Source organism: Paraburkholderia sp. D1E (assembly GCF_052682275.1).
The window spans coordinates 2,595,354-2,612,344 of record NZ_JBQYMB010000001.1 but is presented as its reverse complement, the minus strand read 5'-3'; the positions used below and the strand labels follow the sequence as shown (position 1 = coordinate 2,612,344).

Annotated in this window: 17 protein-coding genes; 4 read left to right on the top strand and 13 right to left on the bottom strand. The window is 63.4% G+C overall.

Features of this window, described 5'->3' with window-relative positions; translation table 11 throughout:
* Positions 1 to 10 precede the first annotated feature (10 nt).
* The 4 genes from phnV to phnS form a co-directional block, all read right to left on the bottom strand.
* Positions 11 to 874, bottom strand: coding sequence for a 2-aminoethylphosphonate ABC transport system, membrane component PhnV (gene phnV / locus ACUN0E_RS11840; protein ID WP_408235514.1), 864 nt, complete (start codon positions 872 to 874; stop codon positions 11 to 13).
* Positions 864 to 1,805 carry a 2-aminoethylphosphonate ABC transporter permease subunit gene (locus tag ACUN0E_RS11835; RefSeq protein ID WP_445566691.1) on the bottom strand — a complete coding sequence of 314 codons (942 nt, stop codon included), beginning with the start codon at positions 1,803 to 1,805 and terminating at the stop codon, positions 864 to 866. Before ACUN0E_RS11835 ends, phnV begins: the two co-directional genes overlap by 11 nt.
* Complete coding sequence (gene phnT / locus ACUN0E_RS11830) at positions 1,783 to 2,883, bottom strand: 2-aminoethylphosphonate ABC transport system ATP-binding subunit PhnT (RefSeq protein WP_445566690.1); 1,101 nt, start codon at positions 2,881 to 2,883, stop codon at positions 1,783 to 1,785. Before phnT ends, ACUN0E_RS11835 begins: the two co-directional genes overlap by 23 nt.
* An 88-nt stretch (positions 2,884 to 2,971) precedes the next feature.
* Positions 2,972 to 4,063: a 2-aminoethylphosphonate ABC transporter substrate-binding protein gene (gene phnS, locus ACUN0E_RS11825; RefSeq protein WP_445566689.1), complete on the bottom strand. Its 1,092-nt coding sequence runs from the start codon at positions 4,061 to 4,063 to the stop codon at positions 2,972 to 2,974.
* Positions 4,064 to 4,425: 362 nt separating this feature from the next.
* Between phnS and ACUN0E_RS11820 the strand changes: the two genes are divergently transcribed.
* Positions 4,426 to 5,538 carry a 2-aminoethylphosphonate--pyruvate transaminase gene (locus ACUN0E_RS11820; protein ID WP_445566688.1) on the top strand — a complete coding sequence of 371 codons (1,113 nt, stop codon included), beginning with the start codon at positions 4,426 to 4,428 and terminating at the stop codon, positions 5,536 to 5,538.
* 105 nt (positions 5,539 to 5,643) lie between these two features.
* Here ACUN0E_RS11820 and ACUN0E_RS11815 read toward each other — a convergent pair whose 3' ends face one another.
* Complete coding sequence (locus ACUN0E_RS11815; RefSeq protein WP_408338424.1) at positions 5,644 to 6,399, bottom strand: DeoR/GlpR family DNA-binding transcription regulator; 756 nt, start codon at positions 6,397 to 6,399, stop codon at positions 5,644 to 5,646.
* 173 nt (positions 6,400 to 6,572) lie between these two features.
* Here ACUN0E_RS11815 and ACUN0E_RS11810 point away from each other — a divergent pair, with 173 nt between their 5' ends.
* Both ACUN0E_RS11810 and ACUN0E_RS11805 read left to right on the top strand, forming a co-directional pair.
* Positions 6,573 to 8,132 carry an ABC1 kinase family protein gene (locus tag ACUN0E_RS11810; protein WP_445566687.1) on the top strand — a complete coding sequence of 520 codons (1,560 nt, stop codon included), beginning with the start codon at positions 6,573 to 6,575 and terminating at the stop codon, positions 8,130 to 8,132.
* Positions 8,133 to 8,271: 139 nt separating this feature from the next.
* Entirely contained in the window at positions 8,272 to 9,144 is an 873-nt protein-coding gene (locus tag ACUN0E_RS11805) for a DMT family transporter (protein ID WP_445566686.1), read from the top strand.
* Between the two features lie 19 nt (positions 9,145 to 9,163).
* Here ACUN0E_RS11805 and ACUN0E_RS11800 read toward each other — a convergent pair whose 3' ends face one another.
* Positions 9,164 to 10,186, bottom strand: a complete 1,023-nt coding sequence (locus tag ACUN0E_RS11800) for a L,D-transpeptidase (RefSeq protein WP_445566685.1) — start codon at positions 10,184 to 10,186, stop codon at positions 9,164 to 9,166.
* 274 nt (positions 10,187 to 10,460) lie between these two features.
* On the opposite strand from ACUN0E_RS11800, the gene nadE reads away from it, so the two are divergent.
* Entirely contained in the window at positions 10,461 to 11,321 is an 861-nt protein-coding gene (nadE, locus tag ACUN0E_RS11795; protein ID WP_445566684.1) for an ammonia-dependent NAD(+) synthetase, read from the top strand.
* Positions 11,322 to 11,438: 117 nt separating this feature from the next.
* Here the strand turns inward: nadE and ACUN0E_RS11790 are convergent, their stop codons facing one another.
* The 7 genes from ACUN0E_RS11790 to ACUN0E_RS11760 all read right to left on the bottom strand — a co-directional run bounded on the left by ACUN0E_RS11790 (position 11,439) and on the right by ACUN0E_RS11760 (position 16,934).
* On the bottom strand, positions 11,439 to 11,708 hold the full coding sequence (locus ACUN0E_RS11790; RefSeq protein WP_325043072.1) for an RNA-binding protein: 270 nt from the start codon (positions 11,706 to 11,708) through the stop codon (positions 11,439 to 11,441).
* A 5-nt stretch (positions 11,709 to 11,713) separates the two neighbouring features.
* Positions 11,714 to 11,860 carry a hypothetical protein gene (locus ACUN0E_RS11785; RefSeq protein WP_408235541.1) on the bottom strand — a complete coding sequence of 49 codons (147 nt, stop codon included), beginning with the start codon at positions 11,858 to 11,860 and terminating at the stop codon, positions 11,714 to 11,716.
* A 279-nt stretch (positions 11,861 to 12,139) separates the two neighbouring features.
* Positions 12,140 to 12,490 (bottom strand): hypothetical protein, encoded by a 351-nt coding sequence (locus ACUN0E_RS11780; protein WP_445566683.1) that lies wholly within the window; start codon positions 12,488 to 12,490, stop codon positions 12,140 to 12,142.
* Positions 12,491 to 12,590: 100 nt separating this feature from the next.
* Positions 12,591 to 13,244, bottom strand: coding sequence for a hypothetical protein (locus ACUN0E_RS11775; protein ID WP_445566682.1), 654 nt, complete (start codon positions 13,242 to 13,244; stop codon positions 12,591 to 12,593).
* Between the two features lie 48 nt (positions 13,245 to 13,292).
* Complete coding sequence (locus ACUN0E_RS11770) at positions 13,293 to 13,469, bottom strand: hypothetical protein (RefSeq protein WP_445566681.1); 177 nt, start codon at positions 13,467 to 13,469, stop codon at positions 13,293 to 13,295.
* 24 nt (positions 13,470 to 13,493) lie between these two features.
* Positions 13,494 to 15,155, bottom strand: coding sequence for a S10 family peptidase (locus tag ACUN0E_RS11765; protein ID WP_445566680.1), 1,662 nt, complete (start codon positions 15,153 to 15,155; stop codon positions 13,494 to 13,496).
* Between the two features lie 222 nt (positions 15,156 to 15,377).
* Positions 15,378 to 16,934, bottom strand: coding sequence for a S53 family peptidase (locus ACUN0E_RS11760; protein WP_445566679.1), 1,557 nt, complete (start codon positions 16,932 to 16,934; stop codon positions 15,378 to 15,380).
* Positions 16,935 to 16,991: the final 57 nt, after the last annotated feature.

Sequence of the window (16,991 nt, the reverse complement as noted above, 5' to 3'; positions counted from 1 at the left end):
AGGATGCGCGTCAGTCCGCCCGACGGCGCGGGACGCGCGCCGCGATCAGCAACAGCGCAGCAAGCGAGACCATCAGCAGAATCAGCGATAACGCAGAGGCCGGCAGGTAATAACCGCGCTCCACCTGCCCCACCACGACGATCGGCACCGTCGCAAATCCCGGCGGGTAAACAGTGAGCGTGGCGCCAAGTTCGCCGAGCGAGAGCGCGAAGCCGAGCGCAAGGCTCGCGCGGATCGCCGGCACCAGTTGCGGCAGCACGACGCGGCGTAACACCATCGATGGCGGGGCACCCAGACTCGCTGCCGCTTCGCGCAGAATGGTCAGTTCCGGACGCAACGCGGCGGCCGCACAGCGATAGCAGAACGGCAACACCAGCGCGAGCTGTACGAACACGACAATCGCCGCCGAGCTGGACAGATCGAACGGACGCTTGTGGTACGCGATCAGCACGGCCAGCCCGAGCACCACGCTCGGCACGCCATTGGGCATCATCGCGATCGTGTCGACGAACGCGCCAAGACCACGCCGGTCGCGCCCTTCCAGCGCCAACGCCAGCCACAGCCCGAGAATCGTGCCGAGCACGGCGACGCCCATGCCGATTTCGAGGCTCGTAGCCAGTGCGTCGAAATCGCTGGAACCTAGCCGTTCAAACCAGCGCATGCTGAGGCTGTCCGGCAGGATCGTGCCCGACCAGTGCCCGGCCACGCTGGATAGCGCGACCACCAGCACCGGCAAGACGAACAGCCAGAAGCACAGCAACGCGGCAAAGCCGAGAAACAGGCCGCCCAGCATCCGCACCAGCAAGCTGTGCCGGACCGGCCGCGCCTTCTTGTGCATGACCGGCAAAACGGTCGGATCGAGTTCAACGGCCATGGCCCGCTCCTTTCACCTTGCGGCGGTTGACCTGGCGGTACAACGCGTACAGCGACAGCGACATGATGAGCATCACCACGGCACCGGCGGCGGCGGTCGGCAGATCGAGGTCGACAGTCGCCGAGCTGTAGATCGCCACCGGCAGCGTGATCAGATGGGCGCTGCCGAGCACCAGCAGAATGCCGAACTCGTTCAACGTCAGCAGGAAACACAGGATCGTGCCCGCGGCGATGCCCGGCCACGCGAGCGGCAGGATCACCTTGAACGCCACCATCCAGCCGCTTGCGCCGAGACTGCGGGCGGCTTCGATCAGACGCATGTCGAGCGTGGCGAACGACGCCAGCGTTGGACGCACGACAAACGGCGCGTAGAAGACCACTTCCGCGAGAATCACGCCGCCCACGCCGAACAGGAAATTGAGCGGCGGCGCCTCGAGATGCAACAACTGCTGCAGGCCGATGCTGACCGAGCCTTGCGAGCCGTACAGAAAGATCAACGTGAAGGCGACCAGAAACGACGGGAATGCGACGAACAGCTCGAGGAAACGCGTGATCATCCGCGCGCCGGGAAATGGTTTGAAAAACAGCATCGACGCCAATGCCACACCTAGCAGCGATGCGAGGCCGGCGCTGGCAAACAGAATCCACAGCGTCGTACCGATCACGCCGCTCGTTTCCGGGTTGCCGAAGAACGCCGAGTAAGCCTGCAGGCTCAAACCATGCGGGCCGGTGAGACTCAGCAGCACGAGGCGCACGAGCGGATAGATCACCAGCGGACCCAGCACGACCACCGCAAGGAACAGCAGGTGCCATTGCGCCACGCGTTCGCGCCGCTTCACCGCCGCCGTGTGCGAGGCCGCGCTCGCGCTGCGGCGGGCGTCGGCGGCAGCGTTGAGCGGATTTGGCGTATCAGGGGTTGATAAGGACGACATCGTCAGCCTCATAACGCAGGGAAACACGCGCGCCCTTCTCCGGCATCATGCCGTGGCCGCGCTGCATGGTAACGAGCACAGGCTCATTGGGCATCGCGTCCAGAGCGACCGACACCGACAGCACCGCGCCATACCACTCCACCGACGCAATCGCGCCATGCAATTGCCCTTCGCCAAGCGGCACGATACGCAGCGCTTCCGGACGCAGACAGGCCACCCGGTCGCGCTCGTTGTAACGCACGTCGTCCATGCTGAATGCGACCTGCGGTGGCAACAGATTGGCCGCGCCCAGATAGCGCGCGACGAAACCGTCATTCGGCGTGTCGTACAACTGTTGCGGCGTGCCGAGTTGCGCGATGCTGCCTTCACGCATCAGCAGTGTGCGGTCGGACAGCACCAGCGCGTCATCCTGATCGTGCGTCACGCAGACGATCGTCAGATTCGGCAAGCGCTCATGCAGCGCCTTCAGTTCGGAACGCACCGACGCACGCAGATTGGCGTCGAGTGCGGAGAGCGGCTCGTCGAGCAACAGCACATCGGGCTCGATCACGAGCGCGCGCGCCAGCGCCACACGCTGCTGCATGCCGCCCGACAATTGCGCCGGCATGTGATGCCCGGCGTCGCCCAGTTGCACGAGCTTCAACGCATCGGCCACACGTCGCGCGACATCCTTCGACGGCATTCGGCGCGCGCGCAACCCGAAAGCCACGTTATCGAACACCGACAGATGCGGGAACAGCGCATAGCTCTGAAACAGCAAGCCGAGATTGCGCTTATGCGGCGGCACATGCGTCAGGTCGTGACCGGCAACAGTCAACGTGCCGGACAGTCCGTCCGCTTCAATGAACCCGGCGATGAAACGCAACAGCGTGGTCTTGCCGCAACCGCTGCGGCCGAGCACGGTGAGCAATTCGCCGCGCTGAATGGTCAGCGACAGATCGTCGAGCACGGTGCGCGTTCCGAAGCGCACCGTCAGATGGTCGATCTGCACGCCGCCCGGCGTGTTCGAACGCGCGGCGTCGAGCGCGTCCGGTGAGGCGCCGAGCGCGCCTGGGTGAGCAAGACTGGCCGTATTCACCGGGTTCATCCTCCGACTAGATTAATGCTGATACGGCACCCCGTACGAATACAGGGGCGCCGCCTGACTCAATGGCGAATTGTCCGGCTTACTTCGGCTTGACGACTTCGAGCTGCTTGCCCGACGAACCGATCACGTCGTTCTTCCAGCGTGCCGTCCAGTCAGCCTTCTTCGCCATCACTTGCGTCCAGTCCACCGGGATCAGCGTCACGCCGGCGATCGCTTTCTTGACTGCTTCGCCGTTCTTGCCGGCGAGCGGCACGTCGGTGCGACCCGGGATACCGAAGATGTCCGGCACCTTGGCTTGCACGTCGGTCGACATCAGGTAGTCGATCAGCTTCTTGCCTTCTGCCTGGTTCGGGCCGCTCTTGATCAGGCCGATCGCGTACGGCAGCTGGAAGGTGGTCGGCTTACCGCCGGCGCCGGCTGCGAGGAAGATCGGCTTGAGCGACAGACCGCCGTTGGCCGCATCGTCCAGATCCATCTGCAGGTCGCCGTTGGCGAAGGCGATTTCATTACGCGAGAGCAGCACGTCGAGGTAGCCGGTGCCCTTGGTGTGGAACTTGGCGCTCTCTTCGAGCTTCTTCAGGTAGTCGAACGCCTTGTCTTCTCCCATCAGCGACGTGGTCAGGATGATCACGGCCATACCGTCGCCAGCCGTGGCCGGGTTCGAGTAAGCAACCTTGCCGGTGTAATCCGGGTGCAGCAGGTCGGCGAACGTCTTCGGCTGGTTCTTCGTGACGTCCGGGTTGATCGCGAACGAGAAGTAATTGTTCACGAAGGTCGCCCATGCACCGTTCGGCGCCTTGGCGATGGCCGGCACGTTCTTGTAGTTGGCGCTCTGATAGGCCTGCAGCAGGCCGGCCTGGTCAGCTTGCTGGATGAACGGCGGCAAGGTGACGATCACGTCCGCCTTCGGCTGGTCCTTCTCGATGGTGGCGCGATTCACCACTTCGCCGCTACCCGCCGTGACGATGTTGACCTTCACGCCTTCCTTCTTTTCGAAGGCCGGCAGCACATCCTTATAGAGGTTTTCGAGGCCGTCGGCGGTGTACAGCACCACTGCGTCAGCCGCGTGGGCCTGCATCGCCGTGCCGCCGAACGCTGCCGCGGCGATCAGCGCCGGCAATAGTTTGCGTGCGAGGCCAGCCGTGGCGTGAAAGGAATTCGTCTTTGTCATGTCGCTCTCTCCGAAAGGCAAAAAACCAGACGGTCGGGATAACCCGATACCTGTTGTGATTGAACGGCGGTAGCGCCGTGCCGCTTGCGTGTTGCCCGCAGCCAGTTGTCGTGCAGTTTCGTACGGATTGCAGATTGCCGACAACTTTGCCGCTTCTTCTCCAGCCTGACTTACAGCTTACCTTCGACACTCGCGCTGCCTGCCATGCCTGAATGGGCACGGCAAGAATCACAGGTTTCCATGACAACGCCATGACTATTCTGGCGATTTCCAAAAAATGACACAATTCGCCAATAATATCCAAATCAATCTTTTCGTCGCCCTGGCCGGGCGGCGACCATTCATCTGATGACGGAGGCTATGTGATCCTTGGAAACGACCCCATCCTGTTGACCCCGGGCCCGCTCTCCACCTCGCCGCAAACCCGCGAGGCAATGCTGCGCGACTGGGGATCGTGGGACGCCGCGTTCAACCGTATGACTCATAGCGTGTGCGCCGACCTCGTGAAAATCGTACATGGCGAAAATGACTATGTATGCGTGCCGCTTCAAGGCAGCGGCACGTTCGCGGTCGAAGCGGCGCTCGGCACGCTGGTGCCGCGTCAAGGCTGTGTACTGGTTCCGAACAACGGCGCATATTGTGCCCGTCTGATCAGGATATTGCAGCGAATGGGCATCGCTTATGTCGAACTGGCGCTGCGGGACGACGAACCGGTCAGCGCCGCTGCCATTGAAGACGCCTTCAATCACGACTCGCGTATCAGCCACGTCGCGCAAGTCCATCTGGAAACGAGCGCCGGTCTGCTCAATCCGCTCGACGATATCGCCGCGGTGTGTCAGCGGCACGGCAAGAGCCTGATCGTCGACGCAATGAGTTCGTTCGGCGCACTGCCGATCGATTTACGGCGCGGCGGCATCGACGCGCTGATTTCGGCGAGCGGCAAATGCCTTGAAGGCGTGCCGGGGATGGGATTCGTGATTGTGCGGCGCAGCGTGCTGGAGCAGAGCGACGGACGCTCGCCCTCGCTCGCGCTGGATCTGCACGATCAATATGTCTATATGCAGAAGACGACGCAGTGGCGCTTCACGCCGCCGACTCACGTGGTCGCGGCTTTGCGTCAGGCACTCGATCAGTTCATCGCGGCAGGGGGACAAACAGCGCGTGGCGCCCGCTACAGGCAAAACTGTGCGGCGTTGATAACCGGCATGCAAGCGCTTGGCTTCGAGCCGTTTCTGAAGCCCGAGGTGCAGGCGCCAGTGATCGTCACGTTCCACGCGCCGCGCGACCCCGCGTGGAATTTCGCTAACTTTTATGCTGCGGTGCGCGACGCAGGCTACGTGCTCTATCCGGGCAAGCTCACGCAAGTGGAAACATTCCGCGTGGGTTGCATCGGCGCGATCGATGCGAACGAACTGCACAACGCTGTGGCGGCGATCGGCCGTACGCTGAAACAGCTCGGGATTCGTGTGAAGTGAACTGGGCGCCGCGGCGCACCCGTGGCGCACGGGGTGCACGAGGCGCTCGCTCACGCGCTCTGGCCGTCAGCCGCCCGGGTGCCAAGGTATCCGGGCACTCGGCGATCAGGCGATCAGGATTTCCGGCCCATGCGCCGTGATCGCCTTACCGAGCACCTTCTCCGGCGCCAGTTCGGTGACCAGATAACGTACCGACTCGATCCCGTTGATGCGCACCGGCGTCACGCGCCCGAACTTTGAGTGGTCGGCGACCACCACCACCATGTCGGCGGCGGAGATCATGCGGCTGCGCACTTCAGCCGCCATGCGGCTGTAGTCGGTCAGATAGCCGTCCGGCGAAATGCCGCCCGCGCCGATGAAGGCGAAGTCCGCGTGGTACTGCGTCAGTTGATGGACCGTGTCGAGGCCGAAGGTAGCGTCTTCGATATCCGACAGTTCACCGCCAAGCAGCGTCACGCGGTTATCGTTGCGGCGGCCGAGCAGCAGCGCGATACGCCAGTCGTTCGTATAGACCGACAGGCGATGCCGGTCGAGCAGCGCCCGGGCCACCGCTTGCGTGGTGCTGCCCGAATCGATGACCAGCGAGGCCCCGTCCGGCACGAATTCGGCCGCGCGTTCGCCGATCGCCCGCTTGGCGCCGGTGTTGGCGGCTTCGCGCGTATCGAGGTCGGGCTCGCGCCGGTCGCTGGACAGCGCGCCGCCATGGGTCGTGACCAGCAGACCGCGCCCGGCCAGCGCATTCAGGTCACGGCGGATCGTCTCGCGCGACACATTCAGTTCGCGCACCAGTTCAGCAACCGAGAGCGCGCCGGTTTTGGCGACTTGCGCCAGGATGTATTGGTGACGTTGTTCTGCGAGCATCTGTTGAGGGCCGGAAGCCGGCACGCTTGAGTTTCACCACGGTGGAAGGCCGGCGTATTGTATTACGCGTGGAGCGGGGATGCTCCTCCTCGCGCGCTTACCTGCTAACCTGAATACCCTTGGCCGCGCGCCGACGCCTGTCGATGCCGCGTAATCCGTCAACCGAACTGCCGATGCCGCCACTGTTTCGCCGTTTACTGCTGCTGTTCCACGCGTTGCGTTATGGCTCGCGCCTGATCTGGCTTGCCGCTCCGCCCGATCACAAACTGCACTGGATGATCGAACTGCTCGGCCGCGTGCATGCTTCCGGGCGCAGCGGCGAGAGCCTGCACGGTGTGCTGCCCGCACTCGGGCCGCTCGCGAGCCGCTTCGCGCAGACCCTGGTGGAACGGCCCGAACTCGCGACCGGTACCCTGCACGACGCCATCGATGCGATCGACCACCTCGAAGCCCCACTGCCGCCGCAGGAATCCGAACAGGCTTTGGCGCGCGCGTTCGGCCGGCCGCTCGCCACCCTCTTCAGCGCTGTCGATCTGGTGCCGGTGCGCGGCGGCTTCGCCGAACAGACGCACTTCGCGCGACTCATCGTGCCGGTCAACGGCCATAGCGAAGTCGCCATCAAGCTGGTGCGCGCCGATCAACTGCAACAGATCGGCGACGAACTCGCGCTGCTACGCTGGGTCGCGCGCTGGCTGGAGAAACTTTCCAGCTCCGCCCGCCGCCTGCAACTGCGTACGCTCGCGCAGACCTTCACCGACGACGTCCTGCGCCGCTTCGATCTGCGCGCCGAAGCCGCCAATCTGAGTCAGACCGGCCATCATTTCGACGGCGACCGGCGCATCGTCGTGCCGGACGTGATCTGGGACCTCTGCACCAACCACACGCTGACGATGCAGCGCATCAACACCCTTCCGGCCAGCGACCTGCCCGGCCTGCATGCGCATCACATCAAGCTCGCGCCGCTCGCCGCGCATATCGTCGAGGTGGTGACTGAGCAGGCATTCGAACACGGCTTCTTTCACGCCACGCTCGATGCACGCCGGGTGCGCGTGAGCGTCGAACCGGACACGTTGGGACGCCTCGTGCTGGCGGAGTTTTCGATCATGTCGAGTCTGTCGACCGGCGAGCGAGAATTTTTCGTGCACGGCGCGACCGCGCTGTTCGATCAGGACTACGGCCGGCTTGCCGAACTCCATCGCGATGCCGGGCATGTGCCGCACGACACGCGAACGGAAATGCTCGAAGCCGAATTGCGCACTCGCGCCGAAGCGCACTTCGCGGCCGAACCGGCAGACCGGTCGGCGGGTTCGCTATTTCATCACCTGCTGCACGCGGTGCATCCGTTCGACGGCGCCGTGCCTGGCCGGCTCGCCACGGCGCAGCGCTCGTTTCAGCAGGCGGAAATGCTGGCGCGCGCGCTGCATCCGGGTGTCGATACGTGGAATGTCACGCGCAAGGTGCTGGCGGGGATTGCGCAGCGCGATATGGACCACCGCGGCTGGATCAAGCGCATCTCGCACGAGTTGCCCCATTTGGCGCACATGCTGCCGCGCGTGCCGCAACTGGCCGTGCGCTACCTGCAGCATGAGCACGATCGCGTCCGCACGCCGCAGCAGAATGCACAGCTGATGCTGGATATCGGCCGTGAATATCGACGTACGCGTGTGCTGCTGTGGGCTTGCGCGGTATGCGGCGGGATGCTCGGCGCGGGGACGGTATTGTTGATGTGGTGATGCCCCGAGGAGGCTGCGAACGCTCCGGCGCTCTAGTGAAGCAATCTGCCACTGATCCCGCACCCGCGATTGCAGCTTCGAACAAGACGTGCTTCGAGTGTCCCGGCAAGATGGCGGCTTTTCACGTTACCGGTCTCAGATGCTCGCTTCCTCCATCGCCGCCGTATTCGTCGTCTTGTGGTCGACCGGTTTCGTGGTGGCCCGAGCGATCACGCCCTATGCCGATCCCAATCTGTTCCTGCTCGCGCGCTTTGGCGGCACCGCGCTCATATTCGCGCTTGCCGCGCTCGGCGCACGCGCCGCGTGGCCGACCGGCCGCGATCTTGGCAAGCACCTGCTGGCGGGCGCGTTGTTGCAAGGTGTCTACCTCGGCGCAGGCTACTGGGCCGTCGCGCAGGGCTTGAGTGCCGGGGTAATGGCATTGCTCGGCGCGCTGCAGCCGCTCGCGACCGCCGCCGTCGCGGCACCGCTATTCGGCGAGCGGCTTTCGCGGCGTGGCTGGGCCGGCATGGCGCTCGGGCTCGCGGGCGTCGTGCTGGTCCTCGAACCGAAACTCGCCGCGGCTGCACCGCCCACCCCACACGGCAACGCGCCGCCGTGGCTGGTTGTGCTCATCTCGATCCTCGCGATCGGTGCGATCACCGCGGGCACACTGTTTCAGAAGACCTCACTGGCAAAGGCCGATATCCGCAGCGCAAGTGCAGTGCAGAATTTCGGCGCGGCGGTCGTTGCGTCGATTCTTGCACTGGCGCTCGGCGAGCATCGCTGGATTGCTTCCGCGACTTTGTGGGGGGCGCTTGCGTGGGGCATCGTGATGCTGTCGGGGATCAGCGTCACCTTACTGGTGTGGATGGTCAGGCGCGGCGATGCTGCGCGCGCCACGGCGCTCATGTTCCTCGCGCCGCCGCTCGCCGCGCTCGAAGGATATGTCGGCTTCGGCGAAATGCTGCTGCCGGTGCAGATCGCCGGATTTGCCGTGGCGTTGGCAGGCGTGCTACTGGCGCGGTCGTGAGGGTTTGATCGCTCGCGAATCAGTCCGCCGTATCGGCGCCCGCCGGCACTTTTGCGCGCGCCTTGCTGCCCGGGGCCGGTGACCAGGCCGGGCGGCTTTTGCGCTGCGAATCGACCACGACGATGTAACGTCCCGCCCACGGGGTCACCTGGCGATCGCTTTTCAACACCCACAGCGATTTGCCGGACTCGACGAGCGCGGCATATTCGGCGTCGAGAATGCCGTAATGATCGATAAATGCATTGAGCGACGCGGGAATCCGCACGCAGCCTTTTGAATGGCGAATACCGAGCAGCGGCTCGAGCCGGTCCGGGTCGGTGGCGTGCATCTGGAAACGCATCTGCGACATGCCGCCCTTGCCCCAACCTCGCTCGCCCTGGGCCCAACCGAGGTCGAAGATCCGCATGTCGCGCTTGCCGTAGCCGCGGATGCGGTTCTCGTTCAGCGTGCCTTCGGAGCGGAAATCCATACTGGACGGCGTATGGTCGAACACACCGAGCGGCGTGATGAAGTGGTCGTACTCGCCGGGCCGACCCGTTGAAACCGGCGACGCGCCGATCATCTGCCAGCTATCGGCCGGGGTCGCCCGGAAATAGATGAACAGCGCCTGCACATTGGCGTTCCGGTCGACCATCACGACATATTCGCCTGACAGGCTGCCGAGCATGTGCCCGCCGAGCGCCGTTTGCAGGCGGTCGGCATAGGCGTGCTGCTCCGCCGCCGGCACTTTCAATCGACGTGTCACGTCTTGCGCGAACACGTCCCGCAGCAGGAACGCGCGGCGCGGATCGACCACCCCCGCCGCATCGGGCGCGGCAACGGTCGACGCCTTGACAGCCAGCGCCGGGCGCTTCGCCGCTACAGATGCCGATGCCGATGCCGATGCCCGGACGAGCGTAGTGCCCGAAGCCGGGGCCGGGGCCGGGGCCGCGATTGCAACGCTACATGACACCGCACAAAAAACGGCTCCCAGCGCGCGAGCCAGATAGCGCACTGAAAGAACTGCGCGCGCGGAACGCGGCGCATAGAGTAAATCCGACATACCCACCACTTCGCTTTGACGATCTACCGATGCGGAAGGACTGCGGTCCAGTGCAGGCTGGCCAGGCCGATTGGGGTAGTTCATCGCGCATTTGAGCAAACCTGATTATTATCGACTGCTCGCCGGCTCATGCGGCGCTCGGAACGAGGATGTTACTAAGCACATTGATATCTGTCGATGAAGAATCGGCCCGTTCATGGGGCCACCGCTCGTGCAATCCGCGCGAGCGTTCATGGTCGACACTCGCACCACCGCACACGGAGAAGAGAGGAATATGACGCAACAGGACCCAACCGCCCGCCAGGCAAGCATCGCAGCGGAAATGCACGTCACCGCCGAGTTCGACACCGCACAGGAAATCGAGCGCCGGGTCGCTTTTCTGGCGAACTATCTGCGCAGTAACGGCCTGAAAACCTATGTGCTCGGCATCAGCGGCGGAGTCGATTCAACGACCGCCGGGCGGCTTGCGCAACTCGCGGTCGAACGCCTGCGCGCCGAACATTACGACGCGCGCTTTGTCGCGATCCGTTTGCCCTACGGCACGCAAAAAGATGAAGCTGACGCGCAGCAGGCCCTGAGTTTCATTCGCGCGGACGAAAATCTCGCCATTGACATCAAACCCGCCGCCGATGCGATGCTCGCCGCGCTGGATAACAGCGGTATGCCATTTAACGACGACTCACAGCAGGATTTCATCCACGGCAATATCAAGGCGCGGCAGCGAATGATCGCGCAATACGCGGTAGCCGGCGCGCGGGCCGGCGTGGTGATCGGCACGGACCACGCGGCCGAATCGGTGATGGGATTTTTCACGAAGTTCGGCGATGGCGGCGCCGATGTGCTGCCGCTTACGGGCCTGAACAAGCGTCGTGTGCGGGCACTGTCCAAAGCCTTGGGCGCGCCCGAAGCGCTGGCGCACAAAGTGCCGACCGCCGACCTCGAAATGTTGCGTCCACAACGGCCCGACGAAGACGCTTACGGCATCCCTTACGACGATATCGACGACTTTCTGGAAGGCAAACCTGTGAGCGACGCCGCGCGCGAGACGGTCTTGCGCTTTTACGATGTCACGCGGCACAAGCGGGCGTTGCCGTACACGCCGTTCGATTGGCCGGTAAAAGAAAGCGGGGAATGAAAGAAGGAATGTAACAACGAGAACATGCGGGGAGGATGCGCGTCAGGAACGCGTCAGACGCAGCGCGCGCGACTCCTTACCCACTCGGCGCATTCGGCAGACGCCACTGCGAGAGGCTCAATGAGCAGGCGGCGACTCGTCGTCGCTGAACAGATCGGCGCTCGCCTCGAGCGCCAAACCGCCTAAATGCTTGCCGTGAATCTGCCGCGCGATTACGTCGCCGACATACGGCACATCTGCGTCCAACTCGACGGTGGCATAGGCACTGGGTTTCCCGGCATCGATCACCTCGACGCTTTTTGCATAATGCCCAAGCTCACGTTCGAGAAATTCCCGCACTTCCTGCTCGCTGCACGATTCCGCGATATTGCGCACGATCAGGTTCATGCCGCCTACCCTCGGCGCGCGTTGCGATCCGTAACATGCACGCGCACTGGGCGCAACGCGGCACGCTGTTTCGCCTCGGCAGCCGCGAGCTGGCGGATCAATGCAGCGCCGGCCGCACCCAAAGCAGCCAATGACAGATAGAAGGCAATCATTTAAATCTCCCCTTCGAATTTCGTCCTGTTTTCAGGATAGCCACAATCGACAACAAAAGCGATGCGACACAATGTCGTAAAAGACGGACTTTAAAACTTCCGTTAATGCACTGTACCTGAATAAGCAGCGGTAAAAACAGCAAAACACATGTTCATTCAGTGGTGCAGACCCGGCACACGCGCCAGACGCGGACGCTAGACGCAAAAACCGGGCCGCGATACGCATCGCCGACGGCATCCTGCGGGGGACGTGAGCAAAGGGCGGGCTGATCGTCGGGATCAGTCCGCCGCTTGCACGTTGGCCGCGCTCACCCACCACGCATTCTTGCCCTGCGGCACGTGAACCAGCACGGCGGAGGGATCATCGACACCGTCGTCGGCGACCTGGCATACCGCCAGACCGTCGGGCAGCCGTTTCACCTCGCCGGCCGCCTGGAACAGCGCGACGCGCTGCGCGCTCAAGGGTCGCAGCTGCCGGTACACGTCGAAACTGATTGCCGCGGGAACATCGCCGCGAATCTGCAGCGAGTCGGCGCCCCCGCAGCGCACGGGTTCGGCGGCAAGCACCGCAGCGCTGCCGAATAAACAGCCGAAAGTGAGCGCCAGTGCGGCAAGGCGTGAATGAGTCATGGTGATTCTCCGAGAATAAGTTGGGACAGCGCACTGCGAGCGATGCGGCTGGATACACGCGATTGAACATCGAGGGCGACGCAGGCGAAAACAGACGGCCTCATGGCCCGCTGTCACGACCGTCGCCTCGCCCGTTGCTGTCGCCGGTCGCGACATCGAGACGACTTACGTCGCAAGACGTCTGGCTAAAGCCCGAATAGACCACCGACCAGTTGCCGACAATCGCGGCTTGCGCCTCCGCAAGGCTCAGTTTCCCTTCGCAAACGCAGCGTTTGAGCATGACCGCAGCGCGCGCCTTACGACGCTCGCCCTGCTGGCCTGCCCATGGCAGAAGATCGAGATTGGAGGGTGCATTCGGCGAGCCGCCGAGCACAATGGGCACGCGCCTGTCCAGCGCGAACGTGGGACCGTTGCCGGCATCGATGCCGCGCGCGGCAAGCATGCGGTCCTTGTGGGCCATCAGTTCGTCGAACGGCGGTGCGACCGTGTCCGCATAGCCGGGCCGGCAAATCGTTTCGCCGACCGACTCTTGCGTGACGCGCCCGTCGAGCATCGCGGAATCCTGAGCCCAGGCTTCACCAACACGCAATGCGAGTATCGCGGCGAAGCCGAGCAGGAACACCACGCGCATCGCGCGGGCCGGACGCGTGCCGCCGCACCGGCGCGCGAGCGTCGGCGGAATCGTCTGATCGGTACTGCTGGTTGCGTCGCTGTTATGGATGATGCGACGCCTGTCTGCAATGCCTGCGTTCATTCGTCGGCGCGCCGGCAGCGGCGCGCAATAGTTCAATTCGCAGGCTAATTAAAACACATTCAAAATGCATGCGTGAAAAAGGTGCACTTGCGCAGGCTGGTACAGATGCGTCCAGATGCGCTCGCGGGTGAATGCCGGCGCGGTCTTGCCGTGCATGAAGCCACGTTGCAAGACCGCGTCGAACCACAAGATAAATGCAAATGCCGCTGCCTGCGCGCCGCCCACATACGACGCCGACAGCACGCTACGTCAGCCAGGCTTCGCCATCCGGGCCTGCAAGGCACGGATACGGCCGAGCGCCGGAGTATTGGACACCGTCGACTCATACATCTTGGCGAGATCCGCCTTGAGCGCGGTACGCGAGCCGCCGTCGAGATAGACCATATGGCCTGACGGATAAAAACGCGCCGACAGATTCTGCCGGACCTGCTGGCTGACAAGCGGCATTTGCTGCAAATCGAGCACGGTCTGATAGAACGGCGTGACGTAATCGAAGAAACCGTTCGCGGACAGCACCTTCAAGTCAGGATTGAGTGCCATCACGGCGGCAAGGTCGCCTGCGGTATACAGAATGACGTTGCCTTTGGCATCGAGCCCCTTCTGTGCGCCGGTCGGGTCGATGTGGCTAAAGTCCCAATACTGGAATGCCTGATCGTTGAGGTCCGTGAACGCCGAATTCGACGTGTATTTCAACTGCTCGTTCAGGTACACGTTCCACATCGTCGTGTAGACGCCGGTCACCGCCGTCATGGTGGGATCGTTGCCGCCGGAATTCGGGTCGATCTTGCCGGCGATACCGGTGTTGATCGCCGTCACGCGGCCGTCGTACTCGCCAAGCGCAAGCCCCTGCGATTTCAGCAACGTGGTCAGGAACAGCGAATTACCGCGGCTGTCGTACGACGCGATATCGAGGCTCCAGGCGAGCAGGGTGGTTTTGTCGACACCGGTGTACTCGCTCAGCTTTTCGACCGTTGCGGAATCCGTAGTCGGAAACTTGCGCAGCGCCGCCAGATAGTCGGTGCGTGCGAATTGCGCCACTTCTTCGGCAAACGTGCCAAGGTCGGTTGGCCGCGGCGCAATGCCGAGTTTCTTGTGATACCACGCGTCCGCGGCGGTTGTGGGCAACGCGCCGACCGGGTTGCCGGATTGCGTGTAATCGAGAATGGACGATTGCAGCGTGATGCCGTTCAGATCGACGCCGTCTTCATGCAGCCGGTACGCCAGCACGCAACTGCGCGCCGTACCATAAGATTCGCCGTACAGGTACTTCGGCGAATTCCAGCGATCGTTCTTCGTCAAAAAACGCTTGATGAACTGCTTGATCGAGTCGGCGTCCTGGTCGACGCCCCAGAAGGCGCGGTTCGTCTTTGGTGCAATGGCCGCCGAGTAGCCCGTGCCGACCGGATTAATGAAGACGAGGTCGCTCTTGTCGAGCAGACTGTCCGGGTTGTCTTCCATCGAGTATGGCGCGGGCGGCGTAAAGCCCGGCATCGACGTCTTGATGCGGCGCGGCGCGAACGAGCCCAGCAGCACGAACACCGAAGACGACCCCGGGCCGCCGTTGTAGAAGAACGTCACCGGGCGGGTTTCTTCCTTCTGGCTGTCCTGCGTAAACGCGATGTAGAACATCTTGGCTTCAGGCTGCGAACTGCTCGGGTCGACGATCACGAGATGACCCACCGTCGCCGTGTAGTTGATCTTCTGCCCGCCGATCGTAGTCGAATGGTGCGTCACCGCGGCGGTTTCAGTAGTATCGGTGACGGAATCGTCCGGCCCGTTGCCATAAGCAACTGGATCGAAGAACGGTTGATCTCCTGCTTTGTGCGACACGCTGCTGGCAGCAGTTGCGGGCGAAGCATGGGTGTTGTGTGACGACTGCGGACTAACGGAAGCTGACTCGGGGTTCGTCATGATCGCTCCATGGGTTCGTTAACGTCTTGATATATCTTGATCTGTCTTTCTGTGTCTAGCCGTCTCTTGTATGTCCTGCATTGCCTGCGTCTCTTGAAGCCATGCACCGTACCGCCAGCGGCCTGAAAGCAGCGCACCCTGGGAACAAGCGCGGACGGCTGGCGATCGCCGGATCTGACACTCAGCCAGGCGCCCATCCGAACCGATCCGCAACTCATCAGACTATAGTGCCGCCGCCACCTTCTGACCATTGGGGCTGCCGAGTCCCGTGCACGCATCCCAACCCGGCGACGCGGCGAAGCTGCCGTTGTTGCCTTGGGTGATGTCGTTAAACACGCCCGGCGCCTTGTACAACTTCGGGTTGATAAAACCGGCCGGCTGCCCTTTCGCGGCGTTGATCCGCGCAATCAGCGCCGCCCACAGCGGTGCGACTGCGCTGGTGCCGCCGACCACCGTCTGCGTGCCGTCGATCAAGACGCTATAGCCTGTGACAGGCGACGCGTCGCCGGCTACGTCCGGCACACCGCGCCCGCTGAGCGCCGTCCTGGCGCCGCTCGACGAAGTGGCGGACAGGCCTTGCTGCCAAACCGGCACTGGAAAGGTCCGGCTCACGCCACCGCCGCTCGCGCCGCCCTGCGCGCCGTCGTTCCACACCACCTCATGCGAGATCGCTGTGCCCGACGCGGCCAGGTTCGTGCCGCCGCATGCGAGCACATAAGGGCTCGACGCCGGAAAGTCGACCTGGTCGCCACCGGAGCCGTCGCTCGAACCGCTATCGCCCGACGCCGCGCAGACAGTCACACCCAAAGCCGCCGCCGTTTGCAGCACGCTGTTGAAAGCTTGCAGTGACTGGCTGGTCCAGTTCGACTCCGGTCCGCCCCAACTGATCGAGATCACCGAGGGTTTATTGCTTGTGTCGTGCACCGCGCGGCTCACCGCGTCGATGAAACCGGCATCGCTGTTCTGAGTGAAATAGACCGCGATGGTCGCGCCAGGCGCAATCGCACCGACGATTTCGATGTCGAGCGTGACTTCTCCATCGGGCCCATTCGGGTCGCCGCTCGGCTGATTGCTGCCCTGATCGACGCCCACCGCTTTCACCTTCGGCGACGCGACGCCGAGGCTCGCAAAGTAACTCTTCAGGTCGGACGCGTTGTACCCGCCGCCGAGTTCGATGATGCCAACGCACTCGCCGCTACCGTCGCCCTGCGGAAACTGGTACAGCGACGCGAGCTGCGGTGGCGTAAACGAAACCTGGTGTCCTTTAGCCGCCTGGAACGGCGGCCGGATGCGAAAGTGCGGTCGCGCCTGAGGCCGGTTATCGAGCCCGAGCACGGCTTCCACGATGCCGTGCAGATCGTCCGGTACGCTGATCGTGCCAGTGCGGCCGCGGAACTGGCCCGCCGTGTGATGTTGATAATGTTCCAGCTTGACACCGAACGCGGCCTGGAACTGCGCGATCGTGCCGCTCAGCGACACCGAGCGCGCCGCCGGATCCTCCTGCACCACCGTCAAGCCGTGTGCGCTGGCAAAGGCTTTGACCTTGGCGATGTCTTCCGGCGCGGCCCCATAATCTTTTGCAAATGCCACGCGCGAAAGTGGTTTGACGCTCGGGTCGCCGGCTTCGATCTTGCTCATCAGTGCGTCGAACTGCGCCTGCCGCTGACGGCGCAGTATCACGAAAACCTCGATCCGTTCCGACGGATCGCATTGCCCAACAACTTTCGAACCTTGCTCTACCGTTCGCTCGCTTCCCGGCAGCGGTTGTCTATTGACCATGGTGTCGATTCTCCTGTTAGCGTGACGGCGCGGAGCGCAAGGTACACCCCAAGCACG

What these genes read in the sequence shown, in the direction of transcription:
- phnS (WP_445566689.1), bottom strand. Translation starts at nt 4,063, where the DNA reads ATGACAAAGACGAATTCCTTTCACGCCACGGCTGGCCTCGCACGCAAA.
- ACUN0E_RS11815 (WP_408338424.1), bottom strand. Translation starts at nt 6,399, where the DNA reads ATGCTCGCAGAACAACGTCACCAATACATCCTGGCGCAAGTCGCCAAA.
- ACUN0E_RS11805 (WP_445566686.1), top strand. Translation starts at nt 8,272, where the DNA reads ATGCTCGCTTCCTCCATCGCCGCCGTATTCGTCGTCTTGTGGTCGACC.
- nadE (WP_445566684.1), top strand. Translation starts at nt 10,461, where the DNA reads ATGACGCAACAGGACCCAACCGCCCGCCAGGCAAGCATCGCAGCGGAA.
- ACUN0E_RS11765 (WP_445566680.1), bottom strand. Translation starts at nt 15,155, where the DNA reads ATGACGAACCCCGAGTCAGCTTCCGTTAGTCCGCAGTCGTCACACAAC.
- ACUN0E_RS11775 (WP_445566682.1), bottom strand. Translation starts at nt 13,244, where the DNA reads ATGAACGCAGGCATTGCAGACAGGCGTCGCATCATCCATAACAGCGAC.
- ACUN0E_RS11780 (WP_445566683.1), bottom strand. Translation starts at nt 12,490, where the DNA reads ATGACTCATTCACGCCTTGCCGCACTGGCGCTCACTTTCGGCTGTTTA.
- ACUN0E_RS11760 (WP_445566679.1), bottom strand. Translation starts at nt 16,934, where the DNA reads ATGGTCAATAGACAACCGCTGCCGGGAAGCGAGCGAACGGTAGAGCAA.
- ACUN0E_RS11790 (WP_325043072.1), bottom strand. Translation starts at nt 11,708, where the DNA reads ATGAACCTGATCGTGCGCAATATCGCGGAATCGTGCAGCGAGCAGGAA.
- ACUN0E_RS11835 (WP_445566691.1), bottom strand. Translation starts at nt 1,805, where the DNA reads ATGTCGTCCTTATCAACCCCTGATACGCCAAATCCGCTCAACGCTGCC.
- ACUN0E_RS11810 (WP_445566687.1), top strand. Translation starts at nt 6,573, where the DNA reads ATGCCGCCACTGTTTCGCCGTTTACTGCTGCTGTTCCACGCGTTGCGT.
- ACUN0E_RS11785 (WP_408235541.1), bottom strand. Translation starts at nt 11,860, where the DNA reads ATGATTGCCTTCTATCTGTCATTGGCTGCTTTGGGTGCGGCCGGCGCT.
- ACUN0E_RS11800 (WP_445566685.1), bottom strand. Translation starts at nt 10,186, where the DNA reads ATGTCGGATTTACTCTATGCGCCGCGTTCCGCGCGCGCAGTTCTTTCA.
- phnV (WP_408235514.1), bottom strand. Translation starts at nt 874, where the DNA reads ATGGCCGTTGAACTCGATCCGACCGTTTTGCCGGTCATGCACAAGAAG.